The sequence below is a fragment of the Streptomyces sp. NPDC086989 genome (assembly GCF_044745505.1).
Classification (GTDB): Bacteria; Actinomycetota; Actinomycetes; order Streptomycetales; family Streptomycetaceae; genus Streptomyces.
Genome location: NZ_JBIVAL010000016.1, coordinates 84274 through 99232, shown reverse-complemented (window position 1 = coordinate 99232; position 14959 = coordinate 84274). Strand labels below are relative to the sequence as shown.

General features: G+C 73.1%; 13 protein-coding genes. 8 read left to right on the top strand and 5 right to left on the bottom strand.

Translation table 11 applies throughout. The features are described 5' to 3' along the window. The first annotated feature begins 80 nt into the window (after positions 1–80). A complete protein-coding gene (locus ACIPK4_RS32095) occupies positions 81–884 on the top strand; it encodes an IclR family transcriptional regulator (protein ID WP_402319236.1) in 804 nt (267 codons plus the stop codon). 72 nt (positions 885–956) lie between these two features. Here the strand turns inward: ACIPK4_RS32095 and ACIPK4_RS32090 are convergent, their stop codons facing one another. Next, positions 957–1670, bottom strand: coding sequence for an ABC transporter ATP-binding protein (locus ACIPK4_RS32090; protein WP_402319233.1), 714 nt, complete (start codon positions 1668–1670; stop codon positions 957–959). Continuing rightward, positions 1667–2755 (bottom strand): ABC transporter permease, encoded by a 1089-nt coding sequence (locus ACIPK4_RS32085; RefSeq protein ID WP_402319230.1) that lies wholly within the window; start codon positions 2753–2755, stop codon positions 1667–1669. The genes ACIPK4_RS32090 and ACIPK4_RS32085 overlap by 4 nt, the downstream gene beginning before the upstream one ends. Before the next feature lie 134 nt (positions 2756–2889). Between ACIPK4_RS32085 and ACIPK4_RS32080 the strand changes: the two genes are divergently transcribed. Both ACIPK4_RS32080 and ACIPK4_RS32075 read left to right on the top strand, forming a co-directional pair. Next, positions 2890–4176, top strand: a complete 1287-nt coding sequence (locus ACIPK4_RS32080) for a sensor histidine kinase (RefSeq protein WP_402319228.1) — start codon at positions 2890–2892, stop codon at positions 4174–4176. After that, the gene (locus tag ACIPK4_RS32075; protein ID WP_376204638.1) at positions 4176–4805 is read left to right on the top strand and encodes a response regulator; all 630 of its coding nucleotides are present in this window, start codon (positions 4176–4178) and stop codon (positions 4803–4805) included. The genes ACIPK4_RS32080 and ACIPK4_RS32075 overlap by 1 nt, the downstream gene beginning before the upstream one ends. A 116-nt stretch (positions 4806–4921) precedes the next feature. Here the strand turns inward: ACIPK4_RS32075 and ACIPK4_RS32070 are convergent, their stop codons facing one another. Then, positions 4922–6409 (bottom strand): PLP-dependent aminotransferase family protein, encoded by a 1488-nt coding sequence (locus ACIPK4_RS32070; RefSeq protein WP_402319225.1) that lies wholly within the window; start codon positions 6407–6409, stop codon positions 4922–4924. 244 nt (positions 6410–6653) lie between these two features. On the opposite strand from ACIPK4_RS32070, the gene ACIPK4_RS32065 reads away from it, so the two are divergent. From ACIPK4_RS32065 to ACIPK4_RS32055, 3 genes are all read left to right on the top strand, one after another. Beyond that, complete coding sequence (locus ACIPK4_RS32065) at positions 6654–7283, top strand: NTP transferase domain-containing protein (protein ID WP_402319222.1); 630 nt, start codon at positions 6654–6656, stop codon at positions 7281–7283. Positions 7284–7556: 273 nt separating this feature from the next. Further along, positions 7557–9185 (top strand): malate synthase A, encoded by a 1629-nt coding sequence (gene aceB, locus ACIPK4_RS32060; RefSeq protein ID WP_402319219.1) that lies wholly within the window; start codon positions 7557–7559, stop codon positions 9183–9185. 474 nt (positions 9186–9659) lie between these two features. Further along, positions 9660–10805: a hypothetical protein gene (locus ACIPK4_RS32055; RefSeq protein WP_402319216.1), complete on the top strand. Its 1146-nt coding sequence runs from the start codon at positions 9660–9662 to the stop codon at positions 10803–10805. Between the two features lie 130 nt (positions 10806–10935). On the opposite strand, the gene ACIPK4_RS32050 is transcribed toward ACIPK4_RS32055, so the two are convergent. After that, positions 10936–11532: a TetR/AcrR family transcriptional regulator gene (locus ACIPK4_RS32050; RefSeq protein WP_054226570.1), complete on the bottom strand. Its 597-nt coding sequence runs from the start codon at positions 11530–11532 to the stop codon at positions 10936–10938. A 123-nt stretch (positions 11533–11655) separates the two neighbouring features. On the opposite strand from ACIPK4_RS32050, the gene ACIPK4_RS32045 reads away from it, so the two are divergent. After that, positions 11656–12474 carry an SDR family NAD(P)-dependent oxidoreductase gene (locus tag ACIPK4_RS32045; RefSeq protein ID WP_402319214.1) on the top strand — a complete coding sequence of 273 codons (819 nt, stop codon included), beginning with the start codon at positions 11656–11658 and terminating at the stop codon, positions 12472–12474. 60 nt (positions 12475–12534) lie between these two features. Beyond that, on the top strand, positions 12535–13227 hold the full coding sequence (locus ACIPK4_RS32040) for a 3'-5' exoribonuclease domain-containing protein (RefSeq protein ID WP_402319213.1): 693 nt from the start codon (positions 12535–12537) through the stop codon (positions 13225–13227). A gap of 158 nt (positions 13228–13385) precedes the next feature. On the opposite strand, the gene ACIPK4_RS32035 is transcribed toward ACIPK4_RS32040, so the two are convergent. Further along, positions 13386–14777 carry a nucleobase:cation symporter-2 family protein gene (locus ACIPK4_RS32035; RefSeq protein WP_402319400.1) on the bottom strand — a complete coding sequence of 464 codons (1392 nt, stop codon included), beginning with the start codon at positions 14775–14777 and terminating at the stop codon, positions 13386–13388. Positions 14778–14959 lie beyond the last annotated feature (182 nt).

The following is a 14959-nucleotide window of genomic DNA, read 5'->3' as shown; positions in this document are numbered from 1 at the left end:
GGCTTCGACCCGGCTCTAGGGCCGACGCCGACCGACCGGTAGGCTGCTTCCTTGCCTGCCAGCACCGAAAGGACCGCGCCGTGCCGACGTCCAGCGCCAGCACCACCGACGCTTCCGCCAAGCCCACCGCCGGCGGCGGTGGCGTCCAGTCCCTTGAGCGCGCCTTCGATCTGCTCGAACGCATGGCCGACGCCGGGGGCGAGGTCGGCCTCAGCGAGCTCTCCACCGCCAGCGGTCTGCCGTTGCCCACCATCCACCGCCTGATGCGCACCCTCGTGGCGTGCGGCTACGTGCGGCAGCAGCCCAATCGACGGTACTCCCTCGGGCCCCGGCTGATCCGCCTCGGCGAGTCCGCGTCGCGCCTGCTGGGGACCTGGGCGCGTCCGTACCTGGCCCGTCTGGTGGAGGAGACCGGCGAGACGGCCAACATGGCCCTGCTCGACGGGGACGAGATCGTCTACGTCGCCCAGGTGCCCTCCAAGCACTCCATGCGCATGTTCACCGAGGTCGGCCGCCGGGTGCTGCCGCACTCCACCGGCGTGGGCAAGGCGCTGCTCGCGCACACCCCCGCCGACGAGGTGCGGGCCCTGCTGGCGCGGACGGGGATGCCGGCGGCGACCGAGAAGACCATCACCACCCCCGAGGGCTTCCTGGAGGCCCTGGAGCAGGTCCGCAGGGCGGGCTACGCGGTCGACGACAACGAGCAGGAGATAGGAGTCCGCTGCCTCGCCGTGTCGGTGCCGAACTCGCCGACCGCCGCCGCGATCTCCATCTCGGGTCCGGCCGGCCGGGTGACCGAGGCCGTCGCCGAGTCCTTCGTGCCGATCCTGCAGAACGTCGCCGCCGAGCTGTCGGTGGCGCTGCAGAGCCAGAGCCCCGCGTAGGTCCGTGCGTACGAAGGCCCCGGCCCCCCCTCACGGCGGAGGGGGCCGGGGCCTTCGCGTACGGGCGGGTGCTCAGGCGGCCGGGGCCGTCTCGGACTCCGGGGCCGTCTCGGACTCCGGCGCCGTCAGGCGGCCGTCGGTCATCGTCGCCGTCAGGTCCATCCGTTCCAGGTGCGCGTGGTCGTGGGTGACGAGCACGGTCGCGGTGGAACGCTCCCGGGTCAGGGTGACCAGCAGGTCGAGGACGGCCGCGCCGCGCTCGTGGTCCAGGGCGCTGGTGGGTTCGTCGACCAGGAGCACGGCCGGCTCGTTCATCAGGGCGCGGGCGATGTTGACGCGCTGGCGCTGGCCGCCGGAGAGCTGGTGGGGGCGCTTGTCGGCCTTGTCGGCGAGCCCCACCGCGTCCAGCAGTTCCAGCGCGCGGCGGCGCAGCGTCCGCGCGGGGCGGCCCGACAGGTGGGCCATCACCTGGAGCTGTTCGGCGGCGGTGAGCGAGGCCAGCAGGTTCGGCTGCTGGAAGACGATGCCGATCTCCTCCCGGCGCAGGGCGGCCTTCTCGGCGGCGCTCAGCCGTGCGGTGTCCCGCCCGGCCACCACCACCTGCCCGGAGTCGGGGGTGACCAGGGTTGCGGCGACGGCCAGCAGGCTGGACTTGCCGGAACCGGAGGGGCCGATCACCGCGGCCAGGGTGCCTGCCGGGACCTCCAGGTGGACCCGGTCGAGCGCGGTCAGCCGACCCTCGCCGTCCGGATAGGTGAGCGTGACGTCGTGCACGAGCAGGGTCATCGGGCGCTCCCGAGGGCGGTCAGGGGGTCGACGGCGGTGATCCGCCGGATGGACAGGGCGGCGCCCAGCGCGCCGAGCACGATCATGATCGCGGCGGGCACCAGCACGGTCGCGGTGTCGAGGACGAAGGGCACGTCGCCCCCGCTGATCAGCGCGCCGAACCCGGCGGCGAGTGCCGTACCGAGCCCGGTGCCGATAGCGAGCATGACCACGGCCTGGCCGAGGGCGTCCTTCAGCAGGTACGGGGTGGAGGCGCCCAGTGCCTTCAGCACGGCGATGTCGCCGCTGCGCTGGATCGTCCACACGGTGAAGAAGGCCCCTATGACCAGGGCGGAGATGATGAAGAGGAAGCCGCGCATCAGCTGGAGCGAGCCGTTCTCGGCCTGGTAGGACCCTATGGCGCCGAGCGCTTCGTCGATGGTCTGCGCCTTGGTGGCGGCCGCCGCGTCCCCGGCGGCGAGGTCGGCGGAGGCGGTGGTGTCGAGCGCGATCACGGTGGCGAGGGTGTCGGCGGGGGTGCCCGGGTTGCCGATGCGCTGCCAGTCGCCGAGGTCCGTCCAGATGACCGGGGTGTGGCTGTAGGCGGCGGTGCCGGAGACGGCCACCACGGTCAGTTCCAGCGGGCCGATCCTCAGCCTGTCGCCGGCGGTCAGGCCCCCGAGCTCCTTCGCGGCCTTCTCGGTGAGCACCACCCGCCCCGGTGCGAGACCGCTGCCGCGCGGCGGGAGCGGTCCGGCCGGGTCGACGCCGAAGGCGGAGACCGCGGCGGTGCGCCCGCCGGCCGCCGCATTGGTGGTGCGGATGCCGAGCGGCTCGGCGGATTTCACGCCGGGCTGTGCGCGCCAGGCCCGCCAGGCCCTCTCGGGGACCTGCGAGTTGGTGAAGGACACCTTCTGGTCCCCGGCGGGGGCGGCGAAGGCCAGACGGCCGGCGGGCAGCCCGGTGACGGCCGAGACGTTCTCCCGGGCCAGGCCCGCGGTGAGCCCGGACAACAGGCCGACCAGCAGTGTGATCAGCAGTACGACCGAGCCCATGAGGGCGAAGCGGCCCCTGGCGAACCGTAGATCTCTCCATGCGACGAACATGGTCCCCACCCTGGTCTCCCGCAGGGACACGGGGCATCGCGCCACGGTAGCGATCCTGGTATCGAAGGACGCATCCGGACATCAAACTTTCGATTGACCGGCGGGCGCGGGGCCGCCTTTACGCTGGTCGGGCCATGGCTGATCCGGAATCCCCCACTCCCCGCCCCCTGACCCCCGTCGCGCGCGTCCTGCGGCTGTGCCTGCACGCGCTGCTGTTCGGGCTGCTCGCGCTCTGCGCCGGGCGGGCCGTCACCGACTCCGCGCCGCGCGCCGGCTGGGTGGTCGCCGCCTGCGCGGTGCTGGCCGCCGTCTACACGGCCGGTGTGCTGGCGCCCTCGGTGCGCCGCTCCCCGCGCGCCGGGGCGCTCTGGCTGGCGGGACTCGGCGCGGCCTGGGCGGGGCTGCTGGTGGTCTCCCCCGACGGGCTGTGGATCGCCTTCCCGTTGTACTTCCTGGAACTGCACCTGCTGCGGCTGCGCTGGGGTGTGGCGGCCGTCGCGGCGACCGCGTGCGCGGCGATCGGCGGCTTCCTCGCGCACAGCGGTGCGGTGACGCCCGGCGCCTTCCTCGGGCCGCTGCTCGGCGGGGCCGTGGCGGTGGCGACCGTACTGGGCTACCAGGCGCTGTACCGGGAGAGCGAACGCCGCCGCGAGCTGATCGAGGAGCTCATCGCGACCCGGGCCGAACTGGCGGCGGCCGAGCGGGGGGCGGGGATCCTGGCCGAGCGGGAGCGGCTGGCCCGGGAGATCCACGACACCCTGGCGCAGGGGCTGTCCTCGATCCAGCTGCTGCTGCGGGCGGCGGAGCGTTCGCTGGCGGAGCCGGCCCCGGCGGGCCGGCCGGACGCGCCTGAGGGCCCGGGCGACGCGGGGTCCGCAGCCGCGGCCGGCGCAGCCGGGGGAGATCCCGTCGACCCCCGCGCGGCAGCGCTGGCGCACATCGGCGCGGCCCGGGAGGCCGCCCAGGACAACCTCGCCGAGGCGCGTCGCTTCGTACGGGCGCTCACCCCGCCGGACCTGGAGCACGGCTCCCTCGCCGCCGCGCTGGAGCGGCTGTGCACGGCGGCTCCGGGGCCGCGCGTCCGCTTCTGCCTCAGCGGCGCGCCGCGGGTACTGCCCACCCCGTACGAGGTGGCCCTGCTGCGGATCGCGCAGTCGGCGCTGGCCAACGTGGTGCGGCACGCGGGGGCCGGGCGCGCCGAGATCACCCTGACCTTCATGGACGCCTCGGTGACGCTGGACGTCGTGGACGACGGGACCGGCTTCGACCCGTCGTCGGCGCCCTCCGGCGAGGGCGGGTTCGGGCTGCCGGCGATGCGGTCCCGGGCCGAGACGCTGGGCGGGCTGTTCACCGTGGAGTCCGCACCGGGCCAGGGCACCGCCGTGGCCGTCACGCTGCCGCTGCCCCTGGAGGCCCCCTGATGACGATCCGCCTGCTGCTGGCCGACGACCACCCGGTGGTCCGGGCCGGGCTGCGTGCGGTGCTGGACACCGAGCCGGACTTCACGGTGGTCGCGGAGGCCGCCACGGCGGAGCGGGCGGTGGAACTGGCCGCCTCCGAGCCGGTGGACGTGGTCCTGATGGACCTCCAGTTCGGTTCGGGCCTGCACGGTTCGGCGGCGACCGCGGCGATCACCGCCCGGCCGGGGGCGCCCCGGGTCCTGGTGCTGACCACGTACGACACGGACGCGGACATCCTGGCGGCGGTCGAGGCGGGCGCCTCGGGCTACCTGCTGAAGGACGCCCCGCCGGAGGAGCTCGCGGCCGCCGTCCGCACGGCGGCGGCCGGACAGTCGGCGCTGGCCCCCGCGGTGGCGCTGCGCCTGATGGACCGGATGCGCACGCCCGCGGAGGCGCTGACGAAGCGGGAGCTGGAGGTGCTCCAGCTGGTCGCGGACGGGCTGTCGAACCAGCAGATCTCGAAGGAGCTCTTCCTGAGCCAGGCCACGGTCAAGTCCCACCTGGTGCACATCTACGCGAAGCTCGGCGTCGACTCCCGCACCTCGGCGGTGGCCGCGGCCGCCACCCGCCGCCTGATCCGCACCCGGTAACCGGCCCGCCCGGCCCGCGGCCCTGATGTTCCGTCCGGCGGCCGACGCCCCCATCCGGGGCTTGCGCAAGCCGGCCCGAGGGGTGTCCGGTGCCCGCCGGGATCACGGGGCAGCCCTCAGGCGACCCAGTGGGGCCGCTCCACCGACGGGGTCAGCGGGACCCCGTCGTGCAGGGCGGCCGCCAGGCGGCGGACGCCCTCGTCCAGGCGGTCCGCCGGGAGGGTGTACGGGATCCGCAGCCGGTGCTCGAACGTCCCGGGGTCCACCCCGAAGCGGGCGCCGCGCCCGATGTGCACCCCGTCGGCCGCCGCCCGCTCCGCCAGCGCCGAGCTGACCGGCTCCCCCAGGTCCACCCAGAGGGACAGCCCGCCCGGGGGCAGCTGCCACGACCACTCCGGAGCGTGCCGCTCCAGGGCTCGCACGAGCGCCTCCCGCTGCCGCCGCAGCTGCGCGAGGCGCTCCGGCAGGGTCCGTTCCAGGCCGTCCAGCAGGGGCAGCGCCACCAGCTGGTCCAGTACCGAGCCCGTCATGTCGGCGGCCACCTTCACCGCCGCCAGCTCCGTGATCATCTTCGCGGTGGCCCGTACCCAGCCCACCCGCAGCCCGCCCCAGTGCGTCTTGCTGAGCGAGCCGATCGTCACCACGTGGTCGGCTCCGCCCCGGGGTGCCAGCGAGGCCAGCGGCGCCGGCGCCGGCACGTCCAGGGCGATGTCGGCGATGGTCTCGTCGACCACGAGCCAGGTCCCGGTCCGCCGCGTCGCCGACAGCAGTCGCAGCCGCTGCTCCGGCGGCATGAGCAGGCCCGTCGGGTTGTGGAAGTCCGGGACCGCGTACGCCAGCCTGGGCACGGTCTGGCGCAGCGTGGACTCGGCGATCTCCATGTCCCAGCCCGCGTCGGACACGGCGATCGACCCGGTGCGCAGCCGCGCGTGCCGCAGGGCGTCGAGGGCGTTCGCGTACGTGGGGTTCTCGGTCACCACCCGGTCGCCCGGCCCGCACAGCAAGTTCACGACCAGCGAGAACGCCTGCTGGGCGCCGGCCGTGACCAGGATCTGCTCGGGGCGGGTCGCCAGCCCGCGCCGGGTGAACCGCTCGGCCACGGCGCGGCGCAGGTCGGGCAGCCCGAAGGGGTGGTAGCCGGGGCTCCGGGCGAGTCCCGGCAGCCGGGGCGCGGCCCAGGCCAGGGCCTGGGCGAGGCTGTCCGCGGGGGCGCCCATGGCGGCGATGGCCAGGTCGATGCCGGGGTCGCCGTCGGCCTGGTAGCCCCCGGAGCCGACGATCAGGTGCGCGCCGACCGGGCCGTGGCCTTCGGGGAGTTCGGTCCAGGTGCCGGAGCCGCGCCGGCTGCGGACGTAGCCGCTCTCGCGCAGCAGGTCGTAGGCCCCGGTGACGGTGGCCCGGCTGGCGCCGAGCGCCTCGGCGAGCTCGCGCTCGGCGGGCAGCCGTACGTGCAGGGCGATCCGGCCGTCGAGGATCAGGGTCCGCACGGCGTCGGCGAGGGCCCGGTATCCGGGACGGGCCAGCACCCCGGAGGGCAGCAGAGCCGCGAGCTGACGACTGCCGAGGGTCCTGTCCGCCGTCTGGACGATTCGCCCGTTTGCCATGCCAACCTCCCCTGATTGGCTCTGCCGACCAGACCAATCGAGGGTCAGACTCGCGGTATTGGCCCCCGATTGGCAAGGAGACCGCCATGTCGTACCCCTTGACCGACCGTGCAGAACGCGCCCTGGCCGCTGCTGCCGAGCAGCGGGTCTCCGAGCCGCTGCGCCTGGCGGCCGGGCTGGCGGCAGTACGGCGCCTGCTGGCGCGGCGGCCTCGCCCGGCGGTGCAGGGGCGAGAATCGCTGTCATGTCATCCCACGCGACCCCAGCCCCCCAGTCCCCGGCCCCTGGCCCCGTGATCGCCGGCCTGCTCCTCGCCGCCGGCGGCGGGCGCCGGCTGGGGGGCCGCCCGAAGGCCCTGCTGCCGTACCGCGGCCGTCCGCTGGTCGAGAACGCCGTGCGGGTGCTGCGCGATGCGGGCTGCGGCCCGGTCCACGTGGTGCTCGGCGCCTGCGCGGCCGAGGTCCGCGAGCGGGCGGACCTGACCGGCTGCGTGGTCGTGGACAACCCGGACTGGGCGGAGGGCATGGGCTCGTCCCTGCGCGTGGGCCTCGCCTCGCTCGCCGGTACGGGCGCCGGCGCGGCCCTCGTCTCGCTGGTGGACCAGCCGGGCATCGGGCCGGCGGCCGTGGCCCGCGTCCGGGAGGCGTACCGCTCCCCCGCGAGCCTGGTCGCGGCGGCGTACGACGGGGAGCGCGGGCATCCGGTGCTCTTCGGCTCGGACCGCTGGGCGGACATCACGGCGACGGCGAAGGGGGACAAGGGCGCGCGGGTGCACCTGACAGAGCACGCCGACGAGCTCACGCTGGTGGAGTGCGGGGACATCGCCGAGGCCTTCGACATCGACACCCCGCCCGACCTGGCACGACTGGCTTGAGCGGCGGCCGGGCGCAGTTGAGCGGGCAGTGACGGGAGTGGCACTGAGGGCCACCTGGCGGCGGGTTCTGTCGACCCGGAGAATCTCGACATCAACAAACCATTGAACTTCCACCATAAGGAAATTACTATCCACTGGTCAGAAGCGCCCTGAACCCCCAGACGGCGCCCGCGACCGTATCCCGGAACTCTCCACACCCGGCGGCACTGCGTGCCGTCCTGCGCGAGCATTCCCCCGCGGCCGCCAGGCACCGCCGCTGAAGGAGTGACAGACATGTCCGCACCAGCGCCGTCGTCGCCGGCCATCGTCGACGCCGAGCCCCTGCCCCGCCAGGACGAAGTCCTGACCGAGGCGGCTCTCGCCTTCGTGGCCGAGCTCCACCGGCGGTTCACGCCCCGCCGCGACGAGCTCCTCGCCCGCCGCGGCGAGCGCCGCGCCGAGATCGCCCGCACCTCCCACCTCGACTTCCTCCCGGACACCGCACAGGTCCGCGAGGGCGACTGGAAGGTAGCGCCGGCGCCGGCCGCGCTGAACGACCGCCGCGTGGAGATCACCGGTCCGACCGACCGCAAGATGACCGTCAACGCCCTGAACTCGGGCGCCAGGGTCTGGCTCGCCGACTTCGAGGACGCCTCCGCTCCCACCTGGGAGAACGTCGTCCTCGGCCAGCTCAACCTCATCGACGCCTATGAGCGCCGCATCGACTTCACGGACCCGCGCACGGGCAAGTCGTACGCCCTGAAGCCGGCCGAGCAGCTGGCGACCGTCGTGATGCGCCCGCGCGGCTGGCACCTGGAGGAGCGCCACCTGCAGATCGACGGCCGCCCGGTCCCCGGCGCGCTGGTCGACTTCGGCCTGTACTTCTTCCACAACGCCAAGCGCCTCATCGCGCTCGGCAAGGGTCCCTACTTCTACCTCCCGAAGACGGAGTCGCACCTGGAGGCGCGCCTCTGGAACGAGATCTTCGTCTTCTCCCAGGACTACGTCGGCATCCCGCAGGGCACGGTCCGCGCCACGGTCCTGATCGAGACCATCACCGCCGCGTACGAGATGGAGGAGATCCTCTACGAGCTGCGCGACCACGCGGCGGGCCTGAACGCGGGCCGCTGGGACTACCTGTTCTCGATCGTGAAGAACTTCCGCGACGGCGGCGAGAAGTTCGTCCTGCCGGACCGCAACGCGGTGACGATGACGGCCCCGTTCATGCGGGCGTACACCGAGCTCCTGGTCCGCACCTGTCACAAGCGCGGCGCGCACGCCATCGGCGGGATGGCGGCCTTCATCCCCTCCCGCAAGGACGCCGAGGCCAACCGGATCGCGTTCGAGAAGGTCAAGGCCGACAAGGACCGCGAGGCGGCCGACGGCTTCGACGGCTCGTGGGTCGCCCACCCCGACCTGGTCCCCATCGCGATGGCCTCCTTCGACGCGGTCCTCGGCGAGAAGCCCAACCAGAAGGACCGGCTCCGCGAGGACGTCTCGGTGGCTCCCGGCGAGCTCATCGCGATCGACTCGCTGGACGCGAAGCCGACGTACGAGGGCCTGCGCAACGCGGTCCAGGTCGGCATCCGCTACATCGAGGCCTGGCTGCGCGGCCTGGGAGCCGTCGGCATCTTCGGCCTGATGGAGGACGCGGCCACCGCCGAGATCTCCCGCTCGCAGATCTGGCAGTGGATCAACGCCGGTGTCGTGTTCGAGCACGACGGCGCACCCGTGACCGCCACCGCCGACCTGACCCGCGAGATCGCCGCCGGGGAACTGGCCGCCATCCGCGCCGAGATCGGCGAGGAGGCGTTCGCGGCCGGAAAGTGGCAGCAGGCACACGACCTCCTCCTCCAGGTCTCCCTGGACGCCGACTACGCGGACTTCCTGACCCTGCCGGCGTACGACCAGCTCATCGGCTGACCACCCGACTTCGGCTGATTCGCACAGCAGCCGAACCCGTCTCCGCCCCCGCTGCCCCAGGCACCGGGGGCGGAGCCGTTCCCGCGCCCGGGTGACGGCGCGGTGCCCAACCTCTTTGCGGCCGCCGGGAGTACGCCGCGGACGGGAGCCGGGAGTACGCGAGCGATGCGGGGAGTACGCCGCGAACGGGCGGCGGGGGAACGGCGCGAACGGGCGGCGGGGGAACGGCGGTATCCGGCCGGGGGCGGCGGACGGGCCGCGGCCGAACGACCGGTCGGTCGTTACGTCATCGTAATCTGCGGCTACCTAGCGGTAACAACGTGGCCCGTGTCACCTTTCCGGTGCCACCGGCCGGCGGTACCCCCACTTCCCCAGCCATGCACCGGAGTTCACTCCGGCTTCGCCATGGCCTACCGCAGGAGTTCCGCTGTGATCGGATTCCGCAACGCCAGCAAGGACCGGTCCCGTAGTCGAGTGCGACGACTCGCCGGGGCCGGGGTGGTTCTGCCGCTCGCCGTCAGCGCTCTGGTCGGCGGTTCCGCGGGAACCTCCGTGGCCAGTCCCGGGGCCGGGCCCACCGCCGTGGTGTCCATGGGCGACAGCTACATCTCCGGCGAGGGCGGCCGCTGGCAGGGCAACAGCCTGACCAACACCGGCAATCGCACCGGGACCGACCGCGCTTGGGTCTCCGGGAGCACCTACGACCCCACGAAGGTGTACGGGACGACGGCGGACGGCTGCCACCGCTCCGACTCCGCCGAGGTCAGGAGCGCCGGGGCCGTCGCCGACATGGCCGTGAACCTGGCCTGCTCCGGGGCGACCTCCGAGAACGTCTTCCGCGCCTCCAACGGCGGCGTGTCCTTCAAGGGCGAGGCCCCGCAGGCCGATCAGCTCTCCGCCGTGGCCGCCGCGAACAACGTCAAGGTCATCGCCCTGTCCGTCGGCGGCAACGACCTCGGCTTCGCCGACATCATCAAGGACTGCGCGCTCGACTTCGTCCTGTGGAACTCCTACTGCTACGACGACCAGCAGTACGCGGTGGACCAGAAGATCGACGGCGTCATGGCGAACGTCGGCAAGTCGGTGGACGAGATCCGCGCCGTGATGCGGGCCGCCGGGTACACCGACTCCTCGTACCGGATCGTGCTCCAGTCCTACCCCTCGCCGATCCCGCGGGGCGCGGAGAACCGGTACACCCAGAGCGACTGGAGCCGCCTCAACACGGGCGGATGCCCCTTCTGGAACCGGGATTCGGACTGGGCGCGCGACTCGCTCGTCCCGCAGCTCGCCAACCGTCTCAAGGGGGTGGCCGCCGCCAAGGGCGTCCAGTTCCTGGACCTGCGGGACATGCTGCAGGGCCGCGAGGTGTGCGCGAGGGCCAGCAAGCTGGTGAGCACCTCGGCCCCCGCGTCGGCGAAGACGAGCGAGTGGGCGCGCTGGATCGACAGCAGCGAGACGCAGGGGCCCGTCCAAGAGGACATGCACCCCAACTACTTCGGGCAGCTCGCGGCCGGCCGCTGCCTGAACCTGGCGCTCGCCCAGCCGGCGACCTCCGCCTCCAGCTGCAAGAACACCCCCGGGGCGGACCAGACGGGGATGTTCCTGACGTCCGCCCCCTGAGCCGGGCGTGAGGAGTGGGGCGCCCGCGGAGAGCTCCGCGGGCGCCCCTTCCCGTACGCGCACGTGCCGCACTTCCCGTGCGTGCACCCGCGCACCGGCGCACCCCGTGTGCCCGCGCGCCCGCGCGCCCTCACCCGCGTACGGCAGCCAGCGCCTCGTCGTACAGGACCGGCAGGTCGGCGCGCCCGCCGCTGCGGACCCAGGCCTCGGTGGCGGCGTCCACGCAGGCGAAGACGGTCGCGACCACCGCCGCGGCGCGCACCTCGGGGATGAGCCCCTCCCCCGCACCCATGCGGGCGGCGACGGCGGGCAGGACCATCTCCTGCCAGCGCAGCCGCTTCTGGGTGTAACGGGAGCGGAGCGACGGGGTGTCGAAGATCATCGTCGTGATCTCCAGCAGCTGCCCGGGCTCTCCGTGGGCGTCCATGAGGACGACGAAGCCCGCGCGCAGGGCCTCCCACGCCGTGGCGGCCGCGGGCTGGGCCTCCACCGTCGCGCGCAGCAGCTCCCCGAGCTCCTCCTGCTCGCCGCAGACGATGTCCTCCTTGGTACCGAAGTACCGGAACAGCGACCGCTGGGAGATGCCGGCCTCCTTGGCGATCTGCGCGATCGTCGTCGCCTCGTAGCCCTGCTCGGCGAAGAGCCGCATGGCCGTGTCGTAGATGCTCGCGACCACCGCCTGGCGGGAGCGGTCCCAGAGGGTCTGCTGCGTTGCCGTGGTCCCCATCCGGCCAGCATATAGGCGGTCCGCCAACCTGCGCCCCGCTGTCCGGTTGGCAGTCACTGCCAGGCAGGCATAGAGTGATGGCGTAGACATCCACGCCCAGACATCCACACCCAGGAGGCCACCGTGAACGCGGTCGACTACCGAGGCAGGACCACCCTGATCACCGGCGCGAGCTCCGGCCTGGGCGCCGAGTTCGCGCGCCAGCTCGCCGCGCGGGGCTCCGACCTCGTGCTCGTCGCCCGCCGCGAGGACCGGCTGAAGGCGCTCGCCGGGCAGCTGTCCGAGGCGCACGGCGTGGTGGTGGAGACCATCGCCATGGACCTGTCCGCCGAGGGCTCCGGCGAGCTGCTGGCCGCCGAGACGGAGCGGCGCGGCATCACGGTCTCCAGCGTGATCAACAACGCCGGGTTCGGCACGTACGGCCGCTTCCACGAGGAGGACCCCCGGCGGCTCCGCCAGGAGACTGCGCTCAACATGACGGCCGTGGTCGACATCAGCCGGGCCTTCATCGGCACACTGCGCAGCCGGGGCGAGGGCGTACTGGTCAACGTCGCGAGCGCGGCCGCCTACCAGCCCGTGCCGAACATGGCCGTCTACGGCGCCACCAAGGCCTTCGTGCTCAGCTTCACCGAGGCCCTCTGGCAGGAGTCCAAGGGCACCGGGCTGCGCGTGCTCGCCCTGTCGCCGGGTGCGACGAGGACGGAGTTCTTCGACGTGGTCGGTTCGCAGGACGCCGCCGCCGGCACCCGGATGCAGACGTCCGAGGTGGTCGTGCGCACCGCGCTGCGGGCTCTGGACCGCAAGAGCCCGCCGCCGAGCGTGGTCTCCGGGGCGCTGAACCGGATCATGACCCTGAGCGGCCGCTTCGCGAGCCGCCGTATGGTCGTCGGGATCGTGGGCCGGATGCTCTCGCCCCGCAGCGCCGCCCCGGCGAACGCGTAAGGGCTGTCGCGCCGGAAAACCGGATGGGCGCGGTGGCTCCGGGCTGGCATGATCCCGTCCATGCCCGCCCGCGCCGCACGCCCCAGCCTCTACATCTCCGTCGACATCGAGGCCGACGGCCCGATCCCCGGGCCCTACTCGATGATCAGCCTGGGGGCCGCCGTCGCCGGGCGCCAGGACGGGGCCTCGTATACGGCCGCGGACCCCGAGCAGCACACGTTCTACCGTGAACTCCGGCCGATCGGCGACCGGTTCGTCCCCGAGGCGCTCGCCGTCAGCGGGCTCGACCGGGACCGGCTGCTCCGCGAGGGCACCGACCCCCTCGCGGCCATGGACGCCTTCCGGGCGTGGGTGCGCACGGTGGCCGCGGAGGCCGGCGCGCAGCCCGTCATGTGCGGCTACCCGGCCTCTTTCGACTGGACCTTCCTGTACTGGTACCTGATCGCCTTCGGCGACGACAGCCCCTTCGGGCACTCGGGCTGCCTCGACATGAAGACCCTGTACGCGGCGAAGGCGGGGGTCCCGCTGCGCGCCGCGGTCAAGGGCCGGATGCCGCGCGAACTCCTCTCCACCCGCCGGCACACCCACCACGCGCTCGACGACGCCATCGAGCAGGCGGAGCTGATGAGCAACCTGATGCTCTGGACCCCTGCGGCCGACCCCTCCGGCCCGCGCACCACGCACCTGTCCCCGGGCCGCACGGAGGCCGGGGGCACTGCACCTGCTGAGCCGCCGCCGTCCGGCGACCGGTAGGCCGTGTCGTCGAAGTCCCGTCTGGCCGGCGGGGCCTGGTACGCACGTCGCGCCACGCTCCCGGGGCGCCGGGTGCGGGAACGGCGCCGCGGCGCCGTACGCCACACCCGCAGTGGGTGGCCTACGCGCCGCCGTGCCGTGGTCCTCCCGTACGGGACTCAGTGCGCGGGCAGCGGCTCCGCACAGCCCTCGGCCGCCGCGGCCCGCCGGGCCCCGAAGTGGTTGAAGGCCAGGTTGAGCACGATGGCCACCACGCAGCCGGTGCTGATCCCGGAGTCCAGGACGACCAGCAGGTCCTTCGGGAAGGCGTGGTAGAAGTCCGGCGCCGCGATCGGGATCAGGCCGATGCCGACCGAGGCGGCGACGATCAGGGCGTTCTCGCCCTTCTCCATGGCGGCGCCCGCCAGGGTCTGGATGCCGCTCGCCGCGACCGAGCCGAACAGCACGATGCCGGCGCCGCCGAGGACCGGCAGCGGGACCACGCCGATGACGGAGGCGGCCATCGGGCACAGGCCCAGCAGGATCAGGATGCCGCCGCCCGCGGCGACGACGAACCGGCTGCGGACCTTGGTCATCGCCACGAGTCCGATGTTCTGCGCGAAGGCACTGCACATGAACCCGTTGAACAGCGGGCTGAGCGCGCTGCCGAGGGTGTCGGCCCGCAGTCCGCCCTCGATCGTCCTCGCGTCCGCCGGCCGGCCGACGATCTTTCCGAGGGCCAGGATGTCGGCGGTGGACTCGGTCATGCAGACGAGCATGACGATGCACATGGAGACGACGGCGGCGGCCTGGAACTGCGGGGCGCCGAAGTGCAAGGGCGTCGGGAAGCCCACGAGGGAGGCGTTCTTGACGGCGTCGAAGCTGGTCATGCCGAGCGGCAGGGCGATCAGCGTGCCCGCCACCAGGCCGAGCAGGATGGAGATCTGCTGGAGGAAGCCGCGCAGGAACTTGCGCATCACCAGGACGATGACGAGGGTGGCGGCGGCCATGCCGATGTTCTTCATCGAGCCGTAGTCGGTGGCGGTGCGGTTGCCGCCCTGTGACCAGTTGAAGGCCACCGGCAGCAGGGAGACGCCGATCAGGGTGATGACCGTACCGGTGACCACGGGCGGGAAGAAGCGGACGAGTCTGCCGAAGTAGGGGGCGGCGAGGAAGCCGACGACGCCGGCGACGACGATCGCGCCGAAGATGACGGGGATGGCGTTGTCCCCCTCCCCCTTGCCGATCGCGATCATCGGGGTCACACCGGCGAAGGAGACACCGTTGACGAAGGGGAGTTTGGCGCCGATCTTCCAGAACCCGAGGGTCTGGAGGAGGGTGGCGAGCCCGGCGGTGAAGAGCGAGGCGCCCATCAGGAACGCGGTCTCCGTGGCGGAGAGTCCGACGGCCGGGCCGACGATCATGGGCGGGGCCACGACACCCGCGTACATGGCGGCCACGTGCTGGAGACCGCTCGTGAACATTTTCAGCGGAGGCAGGGTCTCGTCGACCGGGTGCCTCTCCACCGGTGTAGCGACTGCGTCTTTGCGAAACCTGGGCGCTGCGGCCACGGCTTCCTCCGGTCGGTTAGACACGTCGGCAGGGACGTGGGTTTCTTGGAGGTGGTGCGAAAGCGGTGCGAGTCGAGCCTGGGTGTGCAGTTGTGGGGTGCTGCCGTGGTCCACGGCATGCGGAAACGATTCGCCCGAGTCGGTTCCACAGAGGGGTGAAAGCGGTGGGAGGGGAAGAGCAG

Excerpts from the sequence above, each read along its gene's own strand:
- ACIPK4_RS32075 (WP_376204638.1), top strand. The coding sequence starts at position 4,176 with ATGACGATCCGCCTGCTGCTGGCCGACGACCACCCGGTGGTCCGGGCC.
- ACIPK4_RS32085 (WP_402319230.1), bottom strand. The coding sequence starts at position 2,755 with ATGTTCGTCGCATGGAGAGATCTACGGTTCGCCAGGGGCCGCTTCGCC.
- ACIPK4_RS32070 (WP_402319225.1), bottom strand. The coding sequence starts at position 6,409 with ATGGCAAACGGGCGAATCGTCCAGACGGCGGACAGGACCCTCGGCAGT.
- aceB (WP_402319219.1), top strand. The coding sequence starts at position 7,557 with ATGTCCGCACCAGCGCCGTCGTCGCCGGCCATCGTCGACGCCGAGCCC.
- ACIPK4_RS32065 (WP_402319222.1), top strand. The coding sequence starts at position 6,654 with ATGTCATCCCACGCGACCCCAGCCCCCCAGTCCCCGGCCCCTGGCCCC.
- ACIPK4_RS32090 (WP_402319233.1), bottom strand. The coding sequence starts at position 1,670 with ATGACCCTGCTCGTGCACGACGTCACGCTCACCTATCCGGACGGCGAG.
- ACIPK4_RS32050 (WP_054226570.1), bottom strand. The coding sequence starts at position 11,532 with ATGGGGACCACGGCAACGCAGCAGACCCTCTGGGACCGCTCCCGCCAG.
- ACIPK4_RS32040 (WP_402319213.1), top strand. The coding sequence starts at position 12,535 with ATGCCCGCCCGCGCCGCACGCCCCAGCCTCTACATCTCCGTCGACATC.
- ACIPK4_RS32080 (WP_402319228.1), top strand. The coding sequence starts at position 2,890 with ATGGCTGATCCGGAATCCCCCACTCCCCGCCCCCTGACCCCCGTCGCG.